Below are 23,433 nucleotides of genomic sequence, written 5' to 3' on the forward strand. Positions count from 1 at the left end.
AGTGACGTATCGCGGCACGCGCCTCAGCGGAACGGCGCGGGGTCGCCGCGGCCCTCGCGGACCAGCGTCGGCGGAATGTCGCGCAGATCGACCACCGTGGTCGGCTCCAGATGGCAGGCGCCGCCATCGATGATCAGATCGATGTGCGCTCCGTAACGCTCGCGGATCTCCTCGGCGTCGGTCATCGGCAGCTCCTCGTCGACCGGGATCAGGGTCACGCTCATCAGCGGTTCACCGAGGGCCTCGAGCAGCGCATGGGTGATGCGGTGGTCGGGTACGCGTACACCGATCGAGCGCCGCTTGGGGTGCAGCAGCAGACGCGGCACTTCAGTGGTGGCGTTGAGAATGAAGGTATAGGGCCCGGGGGTGTGCGACTTGAGCAGGCGGAAGACGCTGTTGTCGACCTTGGCGTAGGTGCCGATCTCGGAAAGATCGGAGCAGACCAGGGTGAAGTTGTGGCGGTCGTCGAGCTGGCGCAGCCACTTGATCTTCTCGATCGCCTTCTTCTCGCCCAGGCAGCAGCCCAGCGCATAGCCGGAGTCGGTCGGATAGGCGACCACGCCACCCTGGCGCAGGATACCGATCGCCTGATCGATCAGGCGCTTCTGCGGATTCTGCGCGTGGATCTGGAAAAACTGGGTCATGTCGTGCCCTCCTTGGGGTCGGATCCCGCCACGGCCGCCGCGCGCTGGCGGCGCACCGGAATGACGCAAGGCGCCGCGAGCGGCGCCATTCACCGTCAGCGTAACAGATGGCGCGCCTGGCGCCTGCCGCTAAGACTCAGGTTGAAGAGGGTTCCGCCAGAGACGGCTCGGTGGGAGACGGCTCGATAGGCGTGACGAAATCGGCCAGGGCGGGATGCGCCCACACCGGACGCACATGCGAGCGCGGCGCCGGGCTCAGGGTGCCGGGCGCCAGCGCACCGCCAGGGAAGTGAAAGTCGCTGCCGAGCGAGCCGTAGAGCTCATGGTGCGCGAGCTGGCGCGAGAGGTCGAAGGTGGTATCGCGATTCTGGTAACCACTCACTAACTCCGCAGCCTGCCCACCAGCGCCGATAAAGGCCTCGAACAGCAGGTCGCGCTTGCGCCGGGTCATGCCGTAGCGCAGCGGATGCGCGACCACGGCGACACCGCCAGCCTCGACGATCCAGCCGACCACCGTCTCGAGCGCCGGCCAGTGGGTCTTGACGTCACCGCGCTTGCCGGCCCCCAGGTAGCGCTTGAACGCCGCCTGGCGGTCCGCCGCCAGCCCGGCATCGACCAGCGCCTGGGCGAAATCGGGCCGCCCCAGTGGGCGCTCACTTCCGGCGATCGCCCGCGCCCGCGCCAGGGCGTCGTCGAGTCCCAGCTTCTCCAGCCGCCGGGCGATCTCCTCGGCACGCCGCACCCGCGCCTCGGCCAGCCCCACGAGGCTGACGTCGAATGCCGCACTCGGCCCCTGGGGCAGCAGCGCCACGACATGAATCGTCATGCCGCGCCACTGACACGACAGCTCGCTGGCGCAGAGCAGGCGCATGCCGTGGTGGGCGCAGCGCTCGCGCGCCTCCGCGACCCCCGCCAGGGTGTCGTGGTCGGTCAACGCGATATGCGAAAGCCCCTTGGCATGGCATAGATCCACCAGCTCGGTGGGCGTGAGCCGGCCATCGGAGGCGCTGGAGTGCAGGTGCAGATCGATGCCGCGAGCCTCGTCCAGCGAGGTGGCGGCGGTCAACGGCGCTCGTTCGGACGGCGCGGCGGTCTTCTCGGAATCGCTGGCAGCAACGGACATGGGCATGACGCCGGGGGGCGTCTTTGTCAGAATAGGCCGCACATGGTGAGGGCCGCCGCCGTCGCGGTCAATCCGCGCCCCGCCCTCTCGGAGCCCTGCGCATGAAACTGCTGTTCGACTTCCTACCCATCGCGATCTTCTTCGCCGTCTACCATCTGACCGGCGATATCATCAGCGCCACCGCCATCCTGATCCCCGCCACCGTGATCCAGCTCGGCGTGGTGTGGTGGCGCCAGCGGCGCATCGAGAAGATGCTGCTGATCACCTCGATCATCGTGATCGCCTCCGCCGGGGCCACCATCGCCTTCCGCGATCCGGCGTTCATCCAGTGGAAGCCGACCGTGATCAACGCCCTGTTCGGCGTCGCCTTCCTGTTCTCGCCGCTGTTCGGCGGCCAGACCCTGGCGCAGCGCATGATGGGCAAGGCGGTGTCACTGCCGGCGGCGGTCTGGCGGCGTCTCAATCTCGCCTGGGTGCTGTTCTTCTTCGCCATGGCGATCCTCAACGTCTTCGTCTTCACCCACTACGACGAAGCGACCTGGGTCGACTTCAAGCTGTTCGGCATGCTCGGACTGACGCTGCTGTTCGTGGTCGGACAAGCGCTGTTCCTGGCACGTCACATGTCCCGTTCCACCCCTGAGGAGCCCTCCTGATGCGCTACGCCATCATCGGTCACGACAACGATTCGAGCCTTGCACAGCGCCGCGAAGCGCGCCCGGCGCACCTGGCGCGGCTGGAAGCGCTGCGCGACGACGGCCGCCTGATCCTGGCCGGCCCCTTCCCCGCCATCGACGGCGAGGACCCGGGCGAAGCCGGCTTCAGCGGCAGTCTGATCGTGGCCGAGTTCGAGTCGCTGGAAGCCGCCCGGGCCTGGGCCGAGGCCGACCCCTACGTCGCCGCCGGCGTCTACGCCCAGGTCGAGGTCAAACCGTTCAAGCACGTGCTGCCCTGAACCGCCGAGCGTTATCCACAAGTCTTCGGTGAGGGCTTTTTCACAGCTGCTGTGGATAACGTTGTGAAGATCCCGCGGACGCCTTTCGCTGCCCCGGAAACGACGTCCGCTGGCGCGAGTCGATCATTTTTTGATCACCTACGCGCAAAAAACCGGCCACTGCGAGACCTTCTCCCCCATGACCGACGATCGACTCGCCGTCTTCGGCGAGCGCCTGGAGCCAGCGGAACTCGACTGGCGCCAGGATGCCGCGCAGCAGGAAGCGCCCTTCTCGACCCGCTACGACGACGTCTACTTCTCCCGCGACAACGGCCGCGCGGAGACGCAGTTCGTGTTCCTCGACAACAACGACCTGCCGCGCCGCTTCCGCACCTGGGACACCGCACGCCCCTTCGTGATCGGCGAGACCGGCTGCGGCACCGGGCTCAATCTGCTGTGCGCCTGGGCGTGCTTCGAACAGCACGCCCCTGCCGCGGCGCGGCTGCATCTGATCTCTACCGAGAAGCACCCGCTCTCGCGCGAGGCGTTGCAGCGGGTGTGGCAGAGCTGGCCGGACTTCGCCACCCGTGCCCAGGCCCTGATCGCGCAGTGGCCGCAGCCGGTACCGGGCGTCCACCGCCTGCGCCTCTCGCCGCGGGTGACCCTGGATCTGCACTTCGGCGATGCCGCCGCCTGCCTGGCGCGGCTCGACGGCCAGGTGGATGCCTGGTTCCTGGATGGCTTCGCCCCGGCCAAGAACCCCGACATGTGGCAGCCGGCGCTGTTCGCCGCGCTGGCCTCGGCCAGCCGTCCGGGCGCCACCTTCGCCACCTTCACCTGTGCCGGGCTGGTCCGACGCGGCCTCGCCGCCGAGGGCTTCCGCTGGCGCAAGGTGCCCGGGTTCGGCCGCAAGCGCGAGATGCTGCGCGGTGAATGGCAGCCCGATGGGCTGACAACCCCGCACGCGTCACAGTGCCCGACACGGCGCTCCGCGCCGCGCGCGGCCACGCCCTGGTTCATCCCGCCGCCGCCGCGCCCCGCCCAGCATGTGGCAGTGATCGGCGCCGGTATCGCCGGCACCAGCGTGGCCGAGGCGCTGGCGCGCCGCGGTAGCCGGGTCAGCCTGATCGACCGCGGGGGTATCGCCAGCGGCGCCTCGGGCAATCCACAGGCGGCGCTCTACGTGAAACTGGCGGCGGAGACCAACCGGCAGAGCCGCTTCTACCTGGCTGCCCTGCTCTACGTGCAGCGCTGGCTGGCGGCCCTCGACCCGGAACGCAGCCTGTGGCGCGATAGCGGCCTGCTGCAGCTCGCCATCGGCGAACGCGAGCAGCGCCGCCAGCAGCGCTTCCTGGACAACTACGTTCTACCCGAGACGCTGGTCAGCGGCTGCGATGCGGCCCGCGCCAGCGAGCTGGCAGGCACGCCGCTGGCGCATTCGGCGCTGGCCTACCCGCTGGCGGGCTGGGTCGACCCGGCGGCGCTGTGCCAGCGGCTGGCGGCGACACCGGGGGTCGAGTACCGCCGTGCGACGCTCGACTCGCTCGAAGCCATCGACGCGGGCTGGCAGCTCGCGCTTTCCGATGGCCAGCTGCAGGTGGATCAAGTGGTGTTCGCCAGCGGCCATGCCAGTGGTGCCTGGCTCGACGGCCTGCCGCTGCAGCAGGTACGCGGCCAGATCGCGAGCCTGCCGTGGACGGCACCGGACGCCCCGGCGCAGGTGCTGTGCGGCGAGGGCTATGTGCTGCCGCCCTACGCGGGCAGGCTCACCTTCGGCGCCACCTTCACCCCCAAAGATGGCGATACGCGCCTGCGCGAGGCCGACCAGCAGCGCAACCTGGATGAGCTTTCGCGCACCGCCCCGGCGCTGCACGCCACGCTCTGCGCCGACGGCGAGGCGGCGGCCCTGGCCGCGCTCGACGGTCGCGCCAGCGTGCGCGCCGCCAGCCCGGACAAGACACCCTACGCCGGGCCGCTGCCAGACAGCGCCGGATGGCGGCAGGAGTACGCCGCGCTGGCCAAGGATGCGCGGCAGCGCTTCACCACCCCCGGTCGTCACCACCCGGGGCTCTGGGTCAGCACCGCCCACGGTTCCCGCGGGCTGGTCAGCGCACCGCTGTGCGCCGAGCTGATCGCCTCTCGCCTTCACGACGAGCCGCTGCCGCTGGAGCGCGAGCTGGTGGACCATCTGCACCCGGGGCGGCGGCTGATCGCCGAGCTGATCCGGCAGGCGTGAGTGGCGGCCCGCCATCGCGGGCCCCGCTATCGGTCACCTGAAGCTGTCGGTCGCCTTGCGCCATCGATAGCCTGGGCCGGTCGAGGGGTCTCGAAAAGAAGTCGCTCAGGGGGCCGGCGTACCGCCCAGCCGCGCCAGCGTCTCGGCGTCGAGGCAGCGGTAGGTGAAGGAGGGGCGGCCGATATGGCCGTAGTGGAAGGACTCTTCGAGCACGCCCTGGTCCACCAGATGCTTGAGGTACTTGCGCACCGACACCCGTGACATCCCGGTATCCTCGCTCAGCGCCTCGGTGGTGAAGGTCGCTTCGTGGTGCTCGGCGGCGGCTCGCGCCACCTGTGACAGCGAATTGAGGGTGAGCCCCTTGGGCAGGTCGCCCGGGCGCTGGGGCGGCGCCGCGACGGCGCCATCGCGGCGGAACAGCGCGTCGACGTCGCGCTGGTGAGCGCGCGCCGGCAGTCCGGCCAGCCGCCGATGGGTATCCAGACAGTGGCTCAGCGCCTCCTGGAAGCGCTGGAACTCGAACGGCTTGACCAGGTAGTCGTCGACGCCCAGGTGCTTGGCCTCACGCACCGTCTCCATCTCCGAGGCCGCGGTGATCAGGATGATCTGGATATCACGGGCCTGGCGGCGCAGCTCGCGCACCAGCGCCAGGCCGTTGTGCTCACGCAGATAGACATCGAGCAGCAGCAGATCGACGGGCTCGCGTTGCAGCACGTCCCGCGCGGCGGGCAGATCCTCGCACTGGGCGACCAGGCTGGCCCCCTCGATACGATTGAGAAACTCGACGTTGAGCCGCATGACCATCGGGTCGTCTTCTACCACCAGTACACGCATGCTCATGTCACTCCGTCGGTAATCCAGGATGGGGCTACCGCGTAGGGTAATGTCACCTCGACCAGGGTGCCACGTCCGGGGGTGGAATAGATCGCCAGATGGCCGCCGCGGGAGTCGACGTGGGCCCGCACCATCGCCAGACCGTAGCCGCGCCCCTCGCCCTTGGTCGACACCCCCTGCTCCAGCACCTCGCCGCGCTGGGCCGCGTCCATGCCGCAACCGCTGTCGGCTACGTGCAGCGACAGCGCCCCGGCATCCAGCCCCAGGGTCAGGGTGACATGGCGCTCGTCGCGCCCGGCGACCGCTTCGAAGGCGTTCTCCAGCAGATTGCCGATGATCGTCACCAGCAGGTGGCACACCTCCTCCTCGGCCGCCGCCGGGATATCGCTCTCCAGCTCGACCTCGAGTTCGATGCGCCGCTCCCGCGCCTCGCTGCCCTTGGCCAGCAGAAAGCCCGCCAGCACCGGGTCCTTGACCCCCGAAACGCGCGCCGCGGCGGGGGCGATCAGAGTATCGTCGAGTTCGTGCAGGTAGCGTTCGAGGCGCCCCAGGTCGCGCAGCTGGACCAGCCCCAGGATCACGTGCAGGCGGTTCTTGAACTCATGGGTGGAAGCCCGCAGCGCCTGGGCGTAGCGGCTGACCCCGGTCAGCTCCTCGGCCAGGCGGTTGACCTCGCTGCGATCGCGCAGGGTCACCACGCTGCCGCCGCCGCGGGTCTCGTCACCCTGCACCGCGCCGCGCTCGGTGGCCGCCTCACGCCCACGGCGGCGGGGCCGGGCCCCCTCACGGATCAGCACCCGGTTGACGATCAGCGCGCGCCCGTTGAGGGTCAGCCGCTGGTCGAGCGCCGGGGTGCCGTCGCCGAACAGCTGGGCCAGGGTGGTGGCGGGCACGTCGGCGGCGGGTGCCGCCCCCACCGGCGCCAGCAGCTCGCGGGCCGCCGGATTGATCAGGCTCAGTTCACCGCCGGCATCGATCGCCAGCACCCCCTCGTGGAGCGACGCCAGCAGCGCCTGGCGCTCCTGCACCCACTGCGAGATCTGGTGCGGCTCGAAGCCGAGCAGGATGCGCTTGATGTAGCGCGCCAGCCACCAGGCGCCGAGACCGCCGACGAGCATCAGCAGCAGGGTGCCCAGCAGCACCACCTGGCGCTTCTCGGCCAGCAGCAGCCCGACACGGGAGAGGGTGACACCGGTGGCCACCGCACCGATCACCCGGCCGTCGTCGGCACGCACCGGGGCGAAGCCGCGGATGCTCACCCCGAGCGTGCCCTCGGAGCGCGATACATAGGATTCGCCCGCCAGCGCCGGCCCCTCGTCACCGCCGCGGAAGTGGCGCCCCACCTCCCGGGGATCGGGGTGGGTGAGACGCAGATGGTCGCGATCCATCACGGTGATGAAGTCGACCCCCAGGCGCTCGCGCAGACGTTCGATGTGCTGGCGCAGGGCCGAGTCGGCATCATGAACGACCGGCGTGGCTTCGAGCGCCCGGCGGATGTCGCTGCGGTCGGCGAGTACCGCCGCCAGCCCCATCACCCGCTCACCCTGGGCGCGCTCGAGGTTCGCCTTGAGCTGGTAGTCGAACAGCAGAAAAGCCACCCCCAGGGTCAGCACGATCATGCTGGCGACGAGGATGAAGATCTGGGCACTGAGACGCAGTCGTTTCACGATGGCTATCCGAGGGTGGCACGGGCAAATCGGGGGGTGTGATGTCGGATCACGGCTCGAGGCTGACGTTTTAGCCGCCTCGTTCTAGATGCCGTGGTTTTAGACCAAGGGGGTATTCCCCGGCCAGGCGCTTTGTGCCGGCACCGCGCCGCTCCCTTTCAATATTTTATTAAGGCTTAGTTAACTTCAGAAAGTTTGGCCGCCGCCGCCTCGCTTCTTATCCTGCTGCCTACCCGCCCGGCAGGGCGCGCAATTCTGGGAGTGAACCATGACCGCAACCGTGACGCAAAACGCTCACGCCGAGTCGGCCCGACCGCGCCACTGGCTGTCGACGCCGATCTTCGGCATTCCGCTACCGCTGTTCGCCATCGCCACGCTGGTGCTGATCGCCGCCATCGCCACGGATACGATTCCCACCGGCATGATCGGCGCGCTGCTGGTGATGATGATCTTCGGCGAGCTGCTCGGCTTCCTCGGCGACCGCCTGCCGATCATCAAGAGCTATCTCGGCGGTGGCGCGATTCTCGCCATCTTCGGTGCCGCGGCGCTGGCCTACGTCAACTGGCTGCCCACCGACGTCACCGACAACGTCACCCAGTTCATGAAGAGCGGCGGCTTTCTCAACTTCTACATCGCCGCGCTGATCACCGGCAGCATCCTGGGCATGGACTCCAAGGTGCTGGTCAAGGTCGGCTCGCGCTACGCCCTGCCGCTGACCTGCGCGGTGCTGTTCGCGGCGCTGTTCGCGGTGGCGGTGGGCTGGCTGCTGGGCTTCTCGCCGCAGGATGCGGTGGTGGTGATCACGCTGCCGATCATGGGCGGCGGCATGGGCGCCGGCGCAGTGCCGATGAGCCAGATCTACGAGCAGCTCCTGGGTCAGCCGGCAAGCTACTACATCTCGATCCTGGTCCCGGCACTGGCGCTGGGCAACGTCTTCGCCATCATCATCGCCGGCCTGCTCAACGGTCTGGGCAACCGGATGCCGAGCCTGACCGGCAACGGGCAGATGATGCCGGGGGTGGAGATCGAAGAGCGCGAGAGCAATCCCGACCTCTCCAAGCTGGGCATCGGCCTGGTCGCGGCGCTGACCTTCTTCGTCGCCGGCGAGATCCTGGGTGACTTCATTCCGCTGCACCCCTACGCGCTGATGATCGTGCTGGTTGCCGTGCTCAAGATCGTCAACGTGGTGCCGGAGTCGGTCAACGAAGCCGCGGCGCAGTGGTTCAAGTTCGTCGCCAAGAACTGGACCTTTGCCCTGCTGTTCGGTATCGGCATCGCCTACACCGATCTCGGCCAGGTCATCGACGCCATCTCGGTCACCTACGTCCTGATCGTCTTCGCGGTGGTCGCCGGTGCGGCCTTCGGCGCCGGGCTGGTGGGCAAGCTGGTCGGTTTCTATCCGATCGAGTCGGCCATCACCGCCGGCCTGTGCATGGCCAACATGGGCGGCACCGGCGACGTCGCCGTGCTTTCCGCGGCCAAGCGCATGCAGCTGATGCCGTTCGCGCAGATCTCATCGCGCCTCGGCGGCGCCTTGATCCTGCTGATCTCGAGCATCGTGGTGCCGCTGTTCTTCACCTAGGTTCGTACGAAAACTGCCTGCGCTCGGCAATACGGCGTTAAAAATCGGCTCAAAATGCTCATTTACACCCCGTAAACTCCGCGTTTTCGCCGATTTTTGCCTTGTCTTGCCTTCGCTCGCCGACTTTTCGTACGAGCCCTAGACTTCGGGTGAATGCAGTGAAAAACGGCGCCTGCGGGCGCCGTTGTCATTTGTGGCGTTCATTCACGCGCCAGACGACCTACCAGTCGCCCTCCTCCTCGTCGTCGGCCACGGCGCGACCGAAGCTTTGCCACTGGGCCAGCGTCATCACTTCGGTCGACTCGGTCTGCAGATCGTGGACGATCAGCAGCTCGCCGCGTTCGAGCTGGCGCCGAAGCTCGCGCACCCAGTCGTGCATGTCGCTGGCGACGTCGGTGGTGTCGTATCCCTGACGGGTAACGAAGGTCTCGAGCAGCGCATCCAGCGTCTGTGCCGGCAGCATGCGGTGGGGGACTTCGACGAAACGGCTCATCTCAACCCTCCCACTCGGCCAGACGCTGGATGAAGGTGGCCTCGTCGATCACTTCGACCCCGAGCTGCATGGCCTTCTCCAGCTTGCTTCCCGCCGCTTCGCCGGCGACCACCGCGGCGGTCTTCTTGGAGACGGAGCCTGCGACCTTGGCCCCCAGCGCCTGCAGGCGCGCCTTGCCGTCATCGCGGGTCATGCTCTCAAGGCTGCCGGTGAGCACCCAGGTCTGGCCCGCCAGCGGCTGCGGACGTTCGCCGACCTCCTCCTCCTTCCAGGTCACGCCGACGGCGATCAGGTCGTCCAGCGTCTGCTGGTTATGGCTCTGACGGAAGAAGGTATGAACGTGATGGGCGACCACCGGGCCGACGTCGGCGACCGCTTCCAGCGCCTCCAGCTCGGCGTGGCGCAGCGCCTCGAGGGTGCCGAAATGGCGCGCCAGATTGGCCGCGGTGGTCTCGCCCACCTCGCGGATGCCGATGGCATAAATGAAGCGCGCAAGCGTGGTGTGCTTGGCCGTCTCCAGGGCCTTGACCAGGTTGTTGGCGGACTTCTCCGCCAGCCGCGGCAGCTCGGCGAGGCGCGCAGCCTCGAGCCGGAACAGGTCGGCGGGGGTCTCGACCCACTCGCGCTCGACCAGCAGATCGATCAGCTTCTCGCCCAGGCCATCGATATCCAGCGCGCGGCGGCTGGCGAAGTGCTTGAGCGCCTCCTTGCGCTGCGCCGGGCAGTAGAGTCCACCGGAGCAGCGCGCATCGACCTCGCCGTCGAGCTTCTCGACCCGCGAGCCGCATACCGGGCAGCTCTCCGGCAGCACGATCTCGCGACCATCTGTCGGGCGCTGCTCGCGCACCACCTCGACCACCTTGGGGATCACGTCGCCGGCACGGTAGATCCTCACGCTGTCGCCGATGCGCAGATCCAGCCGCGCGATCTGATCCATGTTGTGCAGGGTGGCGTTGGAGACGGTGACCCCGGCCACCTGCACCGGTTCGAGCTTGGCCACAGGGGTCAGCTTGCCGGTCCGTCCGACCTGAAACTCGACGTCGAGCAGCTGCGTCACCTGCTCCTGGGCGGGGTACTTGAAGGCGATCGCCCAGCGCGGCGCGCGTGAGACGAAGCCCAGCACGTTGTGATCGCTCAGCGCATCGAGCTTGATCACCGCACCATCGATATCGTAGTCGAGCGACTCACGTTTCTCCCCCAGGCGGCGGCAGAAGTCGACCACACCGTCGATCCCCTCCACCACCGCCAGTTCGGGATTGGTCGGCAGGCCCCAGTCGCGCAGCAGGGCCATGCGCCCGGAGTGGGTGGCGGCCAGCTCGACATCGCTCTCGATGCGCGCCACTTGATAGGCGCAGAACTCCAGCGGGCGCTGGTTGGTGATCGCGGGGTCGAGCTGGCGCAGGCTGCCGGCCGCGGCGTTGCGCGGGTTGGCGAAGACCTTGTCGCCGTTCTCCAGGGCGCGGGCATTGAGCGCCTCGAACCCGGAGTGACGCATGTAGACCTCACCGCGCACCTCGAGCAGCGCCGGCCACTGATCGCCACGCAGCTTGAGCGGGATGGAGCGCAGGGTGCGCAGGTTGTTGGTGATCTCCTCGCCGGTGCGACCATCGCCGCGGGTCGCGCCATAGCGTAGATAGCCATTTTCGTAGACCAGCGATACCGCCAGGCCATCGAGCTTGGGCTCGCAGCAGAACACCAGCGCCGAGGCGTCGCGCTCCAGCCCCTTGGCCACCCGCTTGCCGAACGCCAGCAGCTCCTCTTCGTCGAGGGCGTTGTCGAGCGACAGCATCGGTACCACGTGCTCGATCTCGGGGAAGCCGCTATCGGGCTTGGCACCGACGCGCATGGTCGGCGAGTCCGGCGTCGCCAGCTCAGGGTACTCGGCTTCCAGTGCCTGCAGCTCGCGCAAGCGCTGGTCGTACTCGGCATCGGTGAGCTGCGGCGCGTCTTCGACGTAGTAGTGGTAGTTGGCGTCTTCGAGCTGCTGACGCAGGGTCGCGGCGCGATCCTGCGCCGCTTGTGGGGTCTGGCTCATGGCGTCCGGTTCGATCGCTGACAGGGTGGGGGCATTGTAGCGGAAGGCGGCGGGCAGGCCGAACGCCATCGATGACACCACTGCCGGTACAGGCAGGGGCCGTCACGCAGGCAGTGGCCATCGCGCAGGCTGGGCCCATCAACGACGACGGGGCCCGAAGGCCCCGTCATCAATACCGCTACCGCGTGTCGTATCGGGCTGTGTCAGTTGGCCTGATAGCGATGCAGCCGGTGGCGGCGCTCGAACTCCTGCACCCGCTGGCGCGCGAACTCGATCGTCTGTGCGGTCATCACGCTGTGGTTCTCGTCCTTGAGCTCGCCACCCAGATGGCGCACCAGCACCATCGCAGTCTCGAGCATGGCTTCGAACGCCGCGGCGGTGTCATTGGCGCCGGGCAGCGGCATCAGGAAGGTGACCCCAGGGGTGACGATCTCATCCATCTTGTCGAGATCGAACACGCCCGGCTTGAGCACGTTGACCATCGAGAACTGCAGCTCGCTGTCGCTCGCCTCGGTCTCGTAGCGATGGAAGATACCCATTTCACTGAAGCGCAGGCCGCAGGCCAGCATCAGGTTGAGCAGCGTGGTGCCGTCGAAGCCCTCTTCCGTCCGCGCCAGCACGCTGATGACGATGACTTCCTCGGCATTCGACAGGGTTTCGCGGGCCCGTGCCGCACTGACGTGATGGCGCTTGGCGCGCTCCACCGCCGGATGCGTGGTGACCACGTCGCGCCGCGGCGCTTCCTCGTCCTGGGTCGCCCGATCGAAAGCTGCCTGATCGAAAGTCGTCGCATCGGCAGTTTCGCGTACCTCGACTGCCTCCGCGGCAGCCTTGGGCGTTTCACTCGCAGCCGGCATCTCGCCGGCCGGTGTCAGCGCGGTGATCTGCAGACGCGAGGCATCCAGGTGCGGTGTGTCAGCGCGCGCTTGCCGGCCATCACTCGCCTCGGCGGGTTCGGCGGTGAACAGACGCGGCTCTTCATGCAGACGCTCCTGCGCGCGGGCGTGGGCAGCCTCGTCGCGCGCGGCCGCGGCCTCGTCGCGTTTCTGACCCAGGCGATGGGCGGAGTCGCTGACCCGCTTGGCCCCGGCCTTCATCGCGCTCCTGACATTCTCCTGCATGTCGGCGAACGAGGTGCGCGACTTGTAGCGGCCGAACACACCGCCCTTGATCTGATCGTCGGGAATCCGCTCCTGACGCTTGGGTTCGGCCGGGCGGATGGGTTCGGCGCCATCACTGCTGCGCTCGAACGTCGCCGGCCGGACGACACGTGCCCCTCCATTGGGCAATTCCCAGTTGATCTCGGCCGCACGGGCCTCCTCTTCCGGATCCACGTGGGATTCGGCGTCGCTTCCGCTGGATTCCATCGCCTGGTCAAGGCGCGGAACACGACGTTGGCGCTGTAGACGACGAAAGCCATCGATCACGATGGTCGCCACCAAAACCAGCCCCAGGATGATCAGCCACTCTCTTAGTTCCATGGGTCGTCTTGCCTGTTCGCGGTGCCACTATGCGGGTAGAGGACAACATGCTTGCGGCATGTGGGCTCTAGCATAGCGTGATTTTCCTAAAATGGGCGACTTTTTTTCGTTGTCAAGTAAAGTTTTTGCCCGCCAGCAACCGCCCTTCAATTTTCCCTAATGCTCGACATCCTATTACGCCGATAGCCGCTTTGGCTATTTCGGGCAAGCTCAGGACGCCTCCGCCATCGATGCCGCCTCGTCGACCCCGACCGCGACCAGGCGTGAGACGCCCGGCTCCTGCATGGTCACTCCCATCAATCGTTCGGCGGCTTCCATGGCAATCTTGTTGTGGGTGATGAAGATGAACTGCACGCTCTCGGACATCTCCTTCACCAGTTTCGCATAGCGCCCCACATTGGCATCGTCCAGCGGCGCGTCGACCTCGTCGAGCATGCAAAAAGGCGCCGGATTGAGCTGGAAGATGGCAAACACCAGCGACAGTGCGGTGAGTGCCTTTTCCCCCCCGGAGAGCAGATGAATGGTGCTGTTTTTCTTGCCCGGGGGGCGCGCCATGATGGCCACCCCGGTCTCCAGCAAATCCTCCCCGGTCAGGGTCAACCACGCGGCCCCGCCGCCGAAGACTCGGGGGAAAAGCGTCATCAGGCCCTGATTGACTTGCTCGAAAGTCTGCTTGAAACGGGTCCGGGTCTCTTGATCGATGCGGCGGATCGCACGCTCCAGGGTCTCGATCGCCTCGCTGAGCTCGGCGTGCTGGGCCTCGAGGTAGTCGCGGCGCTCGGCCTGCTGGTCGTACTCCTCGATCGCCGCCAGGTTGATCGCGCCCAGGCGACGGATGCGCTCACCGGTCTCCTCGAGCCGGGTCTGCCAAGCCGACTCGGTGGCGTTGGGATCGAGCGCGGCGCCCAGGGCCTCGGCGTCATGCTGCTGCTCGGCGAGCTGTTCGGCCTGGGCATCGGCCTTGAGCGCGAGCGCCTGGAGCTGCATGCGCCCCTCCTGCAGACGGGTGCGCAGCCCTTCCAGATCGCGCTCGTGCTGCTGGCGCTCGAGCTCGCTCTGGCGCAGCATCTCGCCGAGCTGGTTGGCGCGGTCGCGACATTGGTTGAGGGCGGTCTCCTGCTGGCTGCGCTGTTCGAGCAGCTCGGCCAGACGCACCTGCTGGTCGTCATCGGGCTGGTTGAGGCGCTCGCGCTCGGCCGCCAGCCCGGCGCAGCGCTCTTCCAGCGCGGCCAGTTGGCTGCGGCTGCGCTGCGCCTGCTGCGCCAGCTCGCCGCGCTGGGTCTCGAGACGCTGGCGCTCCAGCGCCAGCTGCTGCTGGCGCTGCCCTGCCTGCTGCTGCTGGCGACGCAGCTCGGCCAGGCGCTCACGCGCCTGCTGGCGGGTGGCGTCCATGCCGGCGCGCTGGCTGGCCCCCGTCTCGACCTCGGCCAGCGCCTGCTGCCAGCGTTCGCGGGTCTCTTCCAGCGTCTCGCGGGTCTCTTCCAGGCGCCCCTGGCGCGCTTCGCACTCGGCGGCGAGTTCGTCGGCGCGCGCGCTGCTGTGCTCGAGCCGGCTCTCCAGGGTGGCCAGCCGCGTGGCCTGCTGCTGGCGCTCGCGGGAGAGGTCGAGCTCCGCCTGGCGCAGCGCTTCGAGTCCGCGCTCACTCTCTTCGATCGCCGCCTCGCCCGCGTCTAGGGTCTGCACCAGCGCTGCCAGGCGCTGGTCGATCTCCGCCACCTGCAGCACCAGTGACTCCCGCCGCTGACGCTGCAGCAGCACGCTGTCGCCCTGGGCATCCTGCTCGCCCAGCCGGCGCACCCAGCCGTGGCCGAGCCACAGCCCGTCGGCGGTGATCACGCTGTCACCGGGGGCGAGTTCGGGGTGTGCGGCCCAGGCGCTGGCGCGATCGTCGACACAGCGCACGGCCCCGAGCAGCGCACCCAACGCCGCGCTGCCGCGGGCCTTGGCGGCGAGCGAGCCGGCAGGCACCGGCGCTGTCGACGCCCCCGGGGCGACCAGCGGCAGTTCGCCACTCGCCAACTGCTCCAACGCCTCCCGTGCCGGGGCCAGGTCGGCGACCCGCGCCTTGAGCCAGGGCGCCAGCACCCAGCTCACGCAGCGCTCCCAGCCCGGCTCGACCTCGAGGCACTCGGCCAGCCGGGGGGCGGTGTCCAGTGAGTGCGCGGCCAGCTGCTCGGTCAGGGCGCTGTCGTCATCCGCCAGCGCGGCCTCGATCAGCGCCTCCAGCGAGGCGATCTCGCCCTGGGCGCGGTGGTGCGTCTCGCGCAGGGCATCGCGCTCGCGCTGGGCCGCAGCGAGCCCTTCGCGGGCCTGTTCGCGCTCCTCCTGACGCGCCTCGCGGCGGATCGTCAGGGTCTCCTGGCGCTCGTCGAGAATCGCCAGCGCCGCCTGCAGTTCGCTCCGCTCGGCCTCGAGTTCGCTGACGTCGGGAAGTGCCGCGCGCTGCTGCTGGCGGCGTTCGATCTCTGCCGCCAGCTCCTCGCTCTGGCGCTCCAGACGCTGGATCGCCTCCTGCTCACGCTCGGCCCGGTGGCGGCTGTCCCGCGCCTGCTGATCGATGCGCTCCCACTCCGCCTGGTGGGCATCGGCCTCGGCTTCGGCCTCCTCCAGGCTCTGCGCCAGCGTCAGCAGCGTCTCATCGGCCAGCTCGGCCTCGGGTGCCAGCGCTTCGAGGCGTTCGGCCAGGGCTTCGCCGCGGGCGTCGTCCTCGCCGGCCAGCGCCGAGAGCGCGTCGCGCTCGCGGCGGGCGGCGTCGAGATCGGCGGCGAGCTGCTGGTCGCGCTGACGCACATGCTCGAGCGACTGTTCCAGCCGCGCGATATCGGCTCCGGTCTGGTAGAAAGCCGCCTGGTGCTGCTCCAGCTCGGCGGCGATCTCGTCATGCCGCTCGCGCCCCTCGGCCAGGCGGTTCTCGCACTGACGCAGACCGAGCACCTCGCGCTCGACCTGGTTCTCGTACTCACCGACCCGCGCCGCCTCTTCACGCTGCTGGCTACGCAGCGCGCGCTCGCGCAGCAGCGCCAGCTCGCCGCGCAGGCGATGCTCTTCTTCTTTCAGGGTGCGGTAGCGGCGTGCGGCGTCGGCCTGGCGCTTGAGCCGTTCGAGCTGTTTGTCGAGCTCCTCGCGGATATCGTCGAGTCGTTCGATGTTCTCCTGGGTACGCCGCAGCCGGTTCTCGGTCTCGCGCCGGCGCTCCTTGTACTTGGAGATGCCGGCCGCCTCTTCGAGGGTGGTGCGCAACTCTTCCGGACGCGCCTCGACCAGGCGCGAGATCATGCCCTGGCCGATGATGGCGTAGGAGCGCGGCCCCAGACCGGTGCCCAGGAAGATGTCGGCGATATCGCGGCGGCGGCACTTCTGGCCGTTGAGGAAGTAGCTGGACTGGGCGTCGCGGGTGACCTGGCGCTTGACCGCGATCTCGGCGTAGCCGGCGTAGGCGCCACCGAGGCTGCCGTCGCGATTGTCGAAAAGCAGCTCGATGGAGGCCTGGCCCACCGGCGCGCGGCCGCTGGAGCCGTTGAAGATGACGTCGGTCATCGACTCGCCGCGCAGGGTCTTGGCCGAGGACTCCCCCATGACCCAGCGCACCGCATCGATGACATTGGACTTGCCGCAGCCGTTGGGGCCGACGATCGCGGTCATGTTGCCGTCGAACGGTACCGTGACCGGATCGACGAACGATTTGAAACCCGCCAGTTTGATCGACTTGAGGCGCATGCCGACTGCACGACTCCTTGAATAAGCGCACCGCGAAACGAATCGGCAGAGCCTAAGGCACCGCGGGGGCGATATCCAGCCCGCGCGCGCCGGCCGTCGTCGTCGGCGCCTTGCCGCCCACCGCCGGCTTGCTATGATGAAGCCGTTTCCTCGGGAGAAGACGATGACAAATTCCGCACCGAGCTTTCTGCAGCGCCAGCCCCACCTGCCCCTGATCGACGGCCACTGGGAGTCGGTGGACGCCACCGATCTGGTCGAGATTCCACTGCTGGGCCAGGTCGCCGCCGGCCTGCCGATGGAGGCGTGCCTGGACGATGCCACCGTCCACGTGCCCGCCCAGCTGGTGCGACGCAACACCTATGCCCTGCGCGTGCGCGGCGACTCGATGATCGACTGCAATATCTTCGATGGCGACATCATCATCATCGAGCGCTACGAATCCGCCGAGAACGGCGAGACCGCAGTGGTACTGATCAACAACCAGGAAGTGACCTTGAAGAAGCTGTTCATCGAGAAATCCGGCGTGCGCCTGCAGCCGGCCAACGACACCATGGCCCCGATCTTTCTCAAGAACGAGGACGTGCAGGTGCTCGGACTGGTGATGGGCGTCATGCGCAATCCGCCCCAGGCGGCCTGATGCGCTATGCGATTCCCGCACTGGCGCCGGGGGCGATCCACACCCACAGTCTCGAGATCGACAAGAGTCGCTTCGTCACCTGGGTCGCCCACGCCCCGGACGCCGCCGCCTTCGACCGCCTGCTGAGCGAGGCACGCGCCACCTACCCCGATGCCAGCCACCACTGCTCCGCCTTCATCGCCGGCGCCCCCGGCGAGCAGGTGGCGATCGGTTTCTCCGATGACGGCGAGCCCGGCGGAACCGCCGGCCGGCCGATGTTCCAGGCGCTGGAGGGCAGCGGCCTGGGCCAGATCGCGGTGGTCGTCACACGCTACTTCGGTGGCATCAAGCTGGGTACCGGCGGCCTGGTACGCGCCTATACCCAGGCGGTGACCCAGGCGCTGGAGAGCCTGCCACGGCGCGAATTCACCGAGCGCCGCGCGCGGCGGGTACGCGTCGGCTTCGCCCTCGAGGCCCAGGCGCGCCACTGGCTGCAGGCCAACGACGTGCCGGTGGAAGCCGCCGACTACGACGGCCAGGGCGTCGCCCTGACGCTGGCCTGGCCCGCGGATGACAGTCTCGATCTGGCGCTGCTGGAGCAGCGTCTGCGTGGCGAGCTGGAACGCCTCGACGAGTAGGCAACGCGCACCTGCTCACTGCAGGCGCCCCATCACTCGCTGCAGGCTCCCCTTCACTCGCTGCAGGCGCTTTTGGCCACATCGTAGGAGAGCTGGATATGGGCGTGGATCAGCTCCCGCGCCTCAGCGATCCCCCGCGCCAGCGCCAGCTCCACCAGCTCGGCGTGCTGCACGTCGAGCTGGGCGCGAATATCCTGATGCGCCGGCGCCATGCGCCGGTAGCGATCGAACTGGTCGTGTAGCTGCTCGATGAAGCGCAAAAGCCACGCTGAGCCGCAGGGTTCGAGCAGGCGGCGGTGGAACTGCAGATGCATCTGCTCCCAGTGTTCGAGCGCATCGGGCTGCTCGTCGGCGCGCTTGAGCCGATGAAAGGCCGCCAGTAGCTCCGCCTCCCATTGCGCGTCACCCTGGCGCAGCGCCGCCTCCAGTGCCTGGACCTCGAACTGCTGGCGTAGCCCGGCGATATCGTCGAGCTCGCGCCGCTTCAGCGCCGGCACGCGAAAGCCGCGCTGGTTCTCCTGCGCCAGCAGCCCGTAGGCGGCGAGGCGGTTGAGCGCCTCGCGCAGCGGACTCAGGCCCACCGCGTAGGTCTCCTTGAGATGGTTGATCGCGAGCTTCTCGCCGGCGACGAAGCGCCCGCGAATCAGATCGCGCTTGAGCGCGGCGTAGACCTGACTCGCCGCCGTGGTGGCATCCAGCGCCGTCGCCGGCGCCTGTCTCACACTCATGCGTTGCCTCGCCCTCTGTTCCATGGCGTGCGCCTCGATCTGGCTGTCTGTGTGATAGGCAGACCCAGCGCCATCCGCTTACGTATCCGCCGCCGTCCGCGCCCCGATTTCCCGCTGCCCGCAGGCAACATCCACCCCTCTCGGCCGGGTAGCGCTTGACCCTCGTGTAAAATCGACGTCATAGTAAAAAATCGATTTTTCTAGCATAACCGATCGTACCCTAGGGCGACCACGTCTTCGCCCGGCCCCAGGACACCGCACGGTGCCGCGGCCCGGAGTACGAATTTCAACAACAAGCGCACTCGGGATCGCCGCCATGAGCCTCGCCTTCGACCACAACAACCCCTACCCCTCGCGTCGCAGCGCGACCTATTCGCAGCGTGGCATGGTTGCCGCCTCGCAGCCCCAGGCCAGCCAGGCGGGGCGCGACATGCTGGCCCAGGGCGGCAACGCGGTCGACGCCGCGATCGCCACCGCCGCGGTGCTGAGCGTGGTCGAGCCCAGCGGCAACGGCATCGGCGGCGACGCCTTCGCCCTGGTGTGGATGGCCGAGGCGGATGGCCGCGGCCAGCTCCACGGCCTCAACGCCAGCGGCCATGCGCCGGCCGCGCTGACCCCGGAGGCGGTACGCGCGGCCGGCCACAGCGAGATGCCGCTGCACGGCTGGACGCCGGTGACGGTGCCGGGCACGCCGGCGGCCTGGGCCACCCTGTCGCAGCGCTTCGGCAAGCTCGACTTCGCCACCCTGCTGGCACCGGCGATCCGTATCGCGCGGGAGGGCTTTCCGGTGTCGCCAGTGATCAGCGCCCTGTGGCAGCGCGCCGAGGGTGAGTTCCGTGCCCGCGCCGACGACCCCGCGGTGGCCCCGTGGCTCGACGCCTTCGCGCCCCTCGGCCGTGCGCCCAGGCCCGGTGAGCTGCACCGCAACGAGGCCCAGGCACTTACCCTGGAGGCGCTGGCCGAGAGCCGCTGCGAGAGTTTCTATCGCGGCGCGCTGGCGCAGACCATCGACGCCTTCTCGCGCCAGACCGGCGGCTATCTGCGCGCCGAGGATCTGGCCGGCTATACCCCGGAGTGGGTCGAGCCGATCGCCGCCGACTACCGCGGTTATCAGGTCTGGGAAATTCCGCCCAACGGCCAGGGCATGGTGGCGCTGATGGCGCTGCGGCTGATGGAGGGCTTCGACCCCAGCGTGCGCGACGACCCCGAGCTGCTGCATCGCCAGCTCGAGGCGATGAAACTCGCCTATACCGATGGCCACCACCACATCACCGACAGCGGCCATATGCGCACCAGCGTGGCGGCGCTGCTCAGCGACGCCTACGCCGACACCCGCCGGCGGCTGATCGGCGCCACCGCCATCGACCCCGAGCCGGGCAAGCCCCAGGCCGGCGGCACGGTCTATCTGGCCACCGCGGATTCCGACGGCAACATGGTCTCGTATATCCAGAGCAACTATCACGGCTTCGGCTCCGGCGTGGTGGTCCCCGACACCGGCATCTCGCTGCAGAACCGTGGCCACGGCTTCAGCCTCGATGCCGACCACGTCAACGTGCTCGCCCCCGGCAAGCGCACTTTCCACACCATCATTCCTGGCTTTCTCAGCCGCGACGGCATCGGCCTGGGGCCGTTCGGGGTGATGGGCGGCTTCATGCAGCCACAGGGACATATGCAGGTGGTGATGAACCTGATCGATTACGGGCTCAACCCGCAGGCAGCGCTGGACGCCCCGCGCTGGCAGTGGATGGGCGGGCGCCAGATCGGCATCGAGCCCGGCTATCCGCTGCATCTGGTACGCGACATGGCCGCGCGCGGCCATCAGGTCTCGCTGGCGATCGACAGCACCAGCTACGGCCGCGGCCAGATCATCCTGCGTCACCCTGACACCGGGGTCTACTGCGGCGGCACCGAGCCGCGCACCGACTCCAGCATCGCGGTGCTCTGACCATGCGGAATCAGGGCATGCGAACCCAGTGGCAGCTGTTTCTCGCCTTCCTGCGCGTCGGCCTGCTCGGCTTCGGCGGTGGCCCCTCGATGATTCCGCTGGTGCGGGCCGAAGTGGTCACGCGCCATGCGTGGATGGATGACACCGAATTCGGCGATGTGCTCGCCATCGGCAATACCCTGCCGGGGCCGATCGCGACCAAGATGGCCGGCTATATCGGCTACCGGGTCGGCGGCCTCGGCGGCTGCCTGATCGCCGTACTGGCCCAGATCCTGCCCTGCATCGTGGCCATGGTGGCACTGCTGGGGCTGTTCACCCGCTACCGCGACCAGCGCTGGATCGAGGGCATGAGCCAGGGTGTGGTGCCGGTGGTGATGGTGATGATGGCGCAGCTGACCTGGGACTTCTGGCAGAAGTCCCGGGCTGCGCTGGGCTGGATCGCCAGCCTGGTCATGGGTGTCGTGGCCGGCGGGCTGATCTACGGACTCGATATCCATCCGGGGCTGGTGATCGGCGCCATCCTGGTCGCGGCTCTGCTGCGGCCGGAGCGCAACCGGCGGCGCAAGGAGGCCAGCTCATGATCTATTGGGAGCTGTTCCTGGCGTTCTTCATTCCCAACATCGTCGGCTATGGCGGCGGCCCGGCCATCATCCCGCTGATCGAGAACGAGGTGGTCGGCCGCTACGGCTGGATGACCTCGCAGCAGTTCGCCGAGACCCTGGCGCTGGGCAACACCCTGCCCAGCCCGATCGCCACCAAGATGGCCGGCTACATCGGCTATGACGTCGCCGGCATCGGCGGCAGTGCGGTCGCCACCTTCGCCACCGTGGCGCCGTCGCTGCTGCTGATGCTGGTGGCACTGGGCACCCTCTATCGCTACCGCGACTCGATCAAGGTGAAGTCGATGAGCCAGTGGGTGCGCCCGGTGATCATGGTACTGATGGCCTACCTGACCTGGTCGTTCGCCGCCGAGGGCGTGGACAACGCCGGCTGGCTGCACGTGGCGATCATCGGCGCCGCGGCCACGCTGCTGCTGTGGCGCTTCAAGCTCCACCCGATCTGGGCAGTCCTGCTCGGACTCATCTATGGAGGGCTGCTGCTCGGCTGAGCTGGCCGATCCCCGGTGATCGCGGCAGGCATCCCGGGCCATAACGACAATCTGCGACAGACGACATCCGACGCCATATCCAATGCCAATAAAGGACGATTCGATGTTTCCTCGACTGATCAAGACTACCGGTGGCGCGCGCCGCCGACTTGGCGCCAGCGCCGCCATCGCCTCCCTCGCCACCGGCCTGGGTCTGGGCTCGCTGGGGCTGGGCGTGCTCGGCCTGAGCAGCGCCGCCCAGGCCGACGACTACCCCGACCACGCCATCGAGTTCATCGTGCCCTGGTCGCCGGGTGGCGGCAGCGACTCCCTGATGCGAGTGATCTCCAACGCCGCCGAGCAGTACCTCGGCCAGCCACTGCCGGTGATCAACATGCCCGGGGTCAGCGGCACCCTGGGCCTCAAGGCCCTCGCCCAGAAAGATCCCGACGGCTACACCCTGGGCCAGGTCCACGAGGGGCTGATGGCGGCCCACGCCACCGGTCTCACCCCGCTCGACTGGGATGATTTCCAGCCGATCGCCTCGCTGGCCTCGTCGCCGCAGTATCTGGTGGTCAACGCCGACAGCGGCTGGGAGACCTTCGCCGACTTCGCCGCCTACGCCAAGGCGAACCCCGGCAAGGTGCGCTTCGGTGCCACCCTCGGCGGGATTCCGCATGTCCACGGGGCAATGATCGAGGACGCCATCGGCGCCTCCTTCCGCTACGTCGGCTACGAGGGGACCGGCGCGCGCATTCGCGGTCTGGTGGGCGGGCACATCGACGCCGCGATCGGTGACATCTCCTCCTCGCTGGGCTTCGTCGACAACGGCGATCTGCGCTTCCTCGCCGTGGGCACCCCGCAGCGGCCGGCGCAGACCCCGGACGTGCCGACCTTCAAGGAGCTCGGCTACGATACTCTCAAGCTGAGCATCAACCGCGGCATCGTCGCGCCCAAGGGGATCGACCCGGCCAAGGTGCAGACGCTGGCAGCGGACTTCGAGGCGATGTCCAAGGACCCCGCCTTCGTCGACAAGATGCACGCGCTCGGCGCCGAGGTCGACTTCATGGGCCCCACGGCCTATGCCGACTATCTGGCCGAGGTCGACGCCACCGTCCAGCGCCTCTCCGGCAAGCTGGCCCGATGAGCACCGACAGCGTCCCGGCCGCCGCCCCCACGGGGCCGGCGGCCGACGGCACCCGTGGTGCGGTGCTGGCCAACCTGCTGTTCAATCTCGCCCTGGGCGCCCTGTTCGCGGCGCTGTTCGTCGACGCCGGCGACCTGCCCTCCTCGATGTGGGAGCCGCTGGGCGCGGGCGCCTTTCCGCGCCTGGTCCTGGGCACCCTGATCCTGTTCAACCTGGCACTCGCGCTGCAGGCGGCCATGGCGCTGGGCCAGGCCAGGCGCGGCGCAGGCACCCTCGCCTGGCTCTACCAGCGGCGGCTGGCCTTCGCCACCCTGGCGGCATTCTCGCTCTATGCGCTGGCGATGCCGTGGCTCGGTTTCCCGCTCGCCTCGCTGAGCTTCCTGCTGGCGGTGCAGTGGCTGCTCGGCGCCCGCCGTGGGCGGCGTCTGCTGGTGGCGGCGATCGTCGCCGTGGCGTTCGGCCTGGGCCTCTATCTGCTGTTCGGCCAGGTGTTCCAGATCCCGCTGCCCACAGGGCGGCTGTGGTAGCC

20 protein-coding genes are annotated in these 23,433 nt (G+C 68.5%); 11 read left to right on the plus strand and 9 right to left on the minus strand.

Annotation, left to right across the window (positions count from 1 at the left end):
* Positions 1-23: 23 nt before the first annotated feature.
* Positions 24-644 (minus strand): L-threonylcarbamoyladenylate synthase, encoded by a 621-nt coding sequence (locus DOM66_RS00620; RefSeq protein WP_110675081.1) that lies wholly within the window; start codon positions 642-644, stop codon positions 24-26.
* A gap of 136 nt (positions 645-780) precedes the next feature.
* Entirely contained in the window at positions 781-1,767 is a 987-nt protein-coding gene (locus DOM66_RS00625) for a PHP domain-containing protein (protein ID WP_110675082.1), read from the minus strand.
* A 101-nt stretch (positions 1,768-1,868) separates the two neighbouring features.
* Between DOM66_RS00625 and DOM66_RS00630 the strand changes: the two genes are divergently transcribed.
* The 3 genes from DOM66_RS00630 to mnmC all read left to right on the plus strand — a co-directional run bounded on the left by DOM66_RS00630 (position 1,869) and on the right by mnmC (position 4,934).
* The gene (locus tag DOM66_RS00630; protein ID WP_110688966.1) at positions 1,869-2,420 is read left to right on the plus strand and encodes a septation protein A; all 552 of its coding nucleotides are present in this window, start codon (positions 1,869-1,871) and stop codon (positions 2,418-2,420) included.
* Positions 2,420-2,719 carry a YciI family protein gene (locus DOM66_RS00635; protein ID WP_110688967.1) on the plus strand — a complete coding sequence of 100 codons (300 nt, stop codon included), beginning with the start codon at positions 2,420-2,422 and terminating at the stop codon, positions 2,717-2,719. Before DOM66_RS00630 ends, DOM66_RS00635 begins: the two co-directional genes overlap by 1 nt.
* 178 nt (positions 2,720-2,897) lie before the next feature.
* Positions 2,898-4,934 (plus strand): bifunctional tRNA (5-methylaminomethyl-2-thiouridine)(34)-methyltransferase MnmD/FAD-dependent 5-carboxymethylaminomethyl-2-thiouridine(34) oxidoreductase MnmC, encoded by a 2,037-nt coding sequence (gene mnmC, locus DOM66_RS00640; protein ID WP_110689152.1) that lies wholly within the window; start codon positions 2,898-2,900, stop codon positions 4,932-4,934.
* Between the two features lie 105 nt (positions 4,935-5,039).
* On the opposite strand, the gene DOM66_RS00645 is transcribed toward mnmC, so the two are convergent.
* Together DOM66_RS00645 and DOM66_RS00650 are read right to left on the minus strand one after the other, a co-directional pair.
* The gene (locus DOM66_RS00645) at positions 5,040-5,774 is read right to left on the minus strand and encodes a response regulator (protein WP_232825177.1); all 735 of its coding nucleotides are present in this window, start codon (positions 5,772-5,774) and stop codon (positions 5,040-5,042) included.
* Complete coding sequence (locus DOM66_RS00650) at positions 5,771-7,435, minus strand: ATP-binding protein (protein ID WP_245392331.1); 1,665 nt, start codon at positions 7,433-7,435, stop codon at positions 5,771-5,773. Before DOM66_RS00650 ends, DOM66_RS00645 begins: the two co-directional genes overlap by 4 nt.
* Positions 7,436-7,703: 268 nt before the next feature.
* On the opposite strand from DOM66_RS00650, the gene DOM66_RS00655 reads away from it, so the two are divergent.
* Positions 7,704-9,017 (plus strand): 2-hydroxycarboxylate transporter family protein, encoded by a 1,314-nt coding sequence (locus DOM66_RS00655; RefSeq protein ID WP_110675087.1) that lies wholly within the window; start codon positions 7,704-7,706, stop codon positions 9,015-9,017.
* A gap of 220 nt (positions 9,018-9,237) precedes the next feature.
* On the opposite strand, the gene DOM66_RS00660 is transcribed toward DOM66_RS00655, so the two are convergent.
* The 4 genes from DOM66_RS00660 to smc all read right to left on the minus strand — a co-directional run bounded on the left by DOM66_RS00660 (position 9,238) and on the right by smc (position 16,743).
* Complete coding sequence (locus tag DOM66_RS00660; RefSeq protein WP_110688968.1) at positions 9,238-9,510, minus strand: YheU family protein; 273 nt, start codon at positions 9,508-9,510, stop codon at positions 9,238-9,240.
* Between the two features lies 1 nt (position 9,511).
* On the minus strand, positions 9,512-11,545 hold the full coding sequence (ligA, locus tag DOM66_RS00665) for an NAD-dependent DNA ligase LigA (RefSeq protein WP_110689154.1): 2,034 nt from the start codon (positions 11,543-11,545) through the stop codon (positions 9,512-9,514).
* A 203-nt stretch (positions 11,546-11,748) separates the two neighbouring features.
* Positions 11,749-13,026 carry a cell division protein ZipA gene (gene zipA, locus DOM66_RS00670; protein WP_110688969.1) on the minus strand — a complete coding sequence of 426 codons (1,278 nt, stop codon included), beginning with the start codon at positions 13,024-13,026 and terminating at the stop codon, positions 11,749-11,751.
* A 210-nt stretch (positions 13,027-13,236) separates the two neighbouring features.
* Positions 13,237-16,743: a chromosome segregation protein SMC gene (gene smc, locus DOM66_RS00675; protein WP_110688970.1), complete on the minus strand. Its 3,507-nt coding sequence runs from the start codon at positions 16,741-16,743 to the stop codon at positions 13,237-13,239.
* Positions 16,744-16,906: 163 nt separating this feature from the next.
* On the opposite strand from smc, the gene DOM66_RS00680 reads away from it, so the two are divergent.
* Positions 16,907-17,380 carry a LexA family protein gene (locus tag DOM66_RS00680; RefSeq protein WP_035472589.1) on the plus strand — a complete coding sequence of 158 codons (474 nt, stop codon included), beginning with the start codon at positions 16,907-16,909 and terminating at the stop codon, positions 17,378-17,380.
* Positions 17,380-17,997 carry an IMPACT family protein gene (locus tag DOM66_RS00685; protein WP_110675091.1) on the plus strand — a complete coding sequence of 206 codons (618 nt, stop codon included), beginning with the start codon at positions 17,380-17,382 and terminating at the stop codon, positions 17,995-17,997. The genes DOM66_RS00680 and DOM66_RS00685 overlap by 1 nt, the downstream gene beginning before the upstream one ends.
* A 53-nt stretch (positions 17,998-18,050) precedes the next feature.
* Here DOM66_RS00685 and DOM66_RS00690 read toward each other — a convergent pair whose 3' ends face one another.
* Positions 18,051-18,725 carry a GntR family transcriptional regulator gene (locus DOM66_RS00690; RefSeq protein WP_110688971.1) on the minus strand — a complete coding sequence of 225 codons (675 nt, stop codon included), beginning with the start codon at positions 18,723-18,725 and terminating at the stop codon, positions 18,051-18,053.
* 316 nt (positions 18,726-19,041) lie between these two features.
* Here DOM66_RS00690 and DOM66_RS00695 point away from each other — a divergent pair, with 316 nt between their 5' ends.
* The 5 genes from DOM66_RS00695 to DOM66_RS00715 all read left to right on the plus strand — a co-directional run bounded on the left by DOM66_RS00695 (position 19,042) and on the right by DOM66_RS00715 (position 23,431).
* Positions 19,042-20,670, plus strand: coding sequence for a gamma-glutamyltransferase family protein (locus tag DOM66_RS00695; RefSeq protein ID WP_110688972.1), 1,629 nt, complete (start codon positions 19,042-19,044; stop codon positions 20,668-20,670).
* A gap of 17 nt (positions 20,671-20,687) precedes the next feature.
* On the plus strand, positions 20,688-21,251 hold the full coding sequence (locus DOM66_RS00700; RefSeq protein WP_245392332.1) for a chromate transporter: 564 nt from the start codon (positions 20,688-20,690) through the stop codon (positions 21,249-21,251).
* A complete protein-coding gene (locus DOM66_RS00705) occupies positions 21,248-21,778 on the plus strand; it encodes a chromate transporter (protein WP_110675095.1) in 531 nt (176 codons plus the stop codon). Before DOM66_RS00700 ends, DOM66_RS00705 begins: the two co-directional genes overlap by 4 nt.
* A 103-nt stretch (positions 21,779-21,881) precedes the next feature.
* The gene (locus tag DOM66_RS00710) at positions 21,882-22,904 is read left to right on the plus strand and encodes a Bug family tripartite tricarboxylate transporter substrate binding protein (RefSeq protein ID WP_110675096.1); all 1,023 of its coding nucleotides are present in this window, start codon (positions 21,882-21,884) and stop codon (positions 22,902-22,904) included.
* Positions 22,901-23,431, plus strand: a complete 531-nt coding sequence (locus DOM66_RS00715; RefSeq protein WP_110688974.1) for a tripartite tricarboxylate transporter TctB family protein — start codon at positions 22,901-22,903, stop codon at positions 23,429-23,431. Before DOM66_RS00710 ends, DOM66_RS00715 begins: the two co-directional genes overlap by 4 nt.
* The last annotated feature ends 2 nt before the right edge of the window (positions 23,432-23,433 follow it).

The sequence above is a fragment of the Salinicola endophyticus genome (genome assembly GCF_003206575.1).
In the GTDB taxonomy this organism is placed as follows: domain Bacteria; phylum Pseudomonadota; class Gammaproteobacteria; order Pseudomonadales; family Halomonadaceae; genus Salinicola; species Salinicola endophyticus.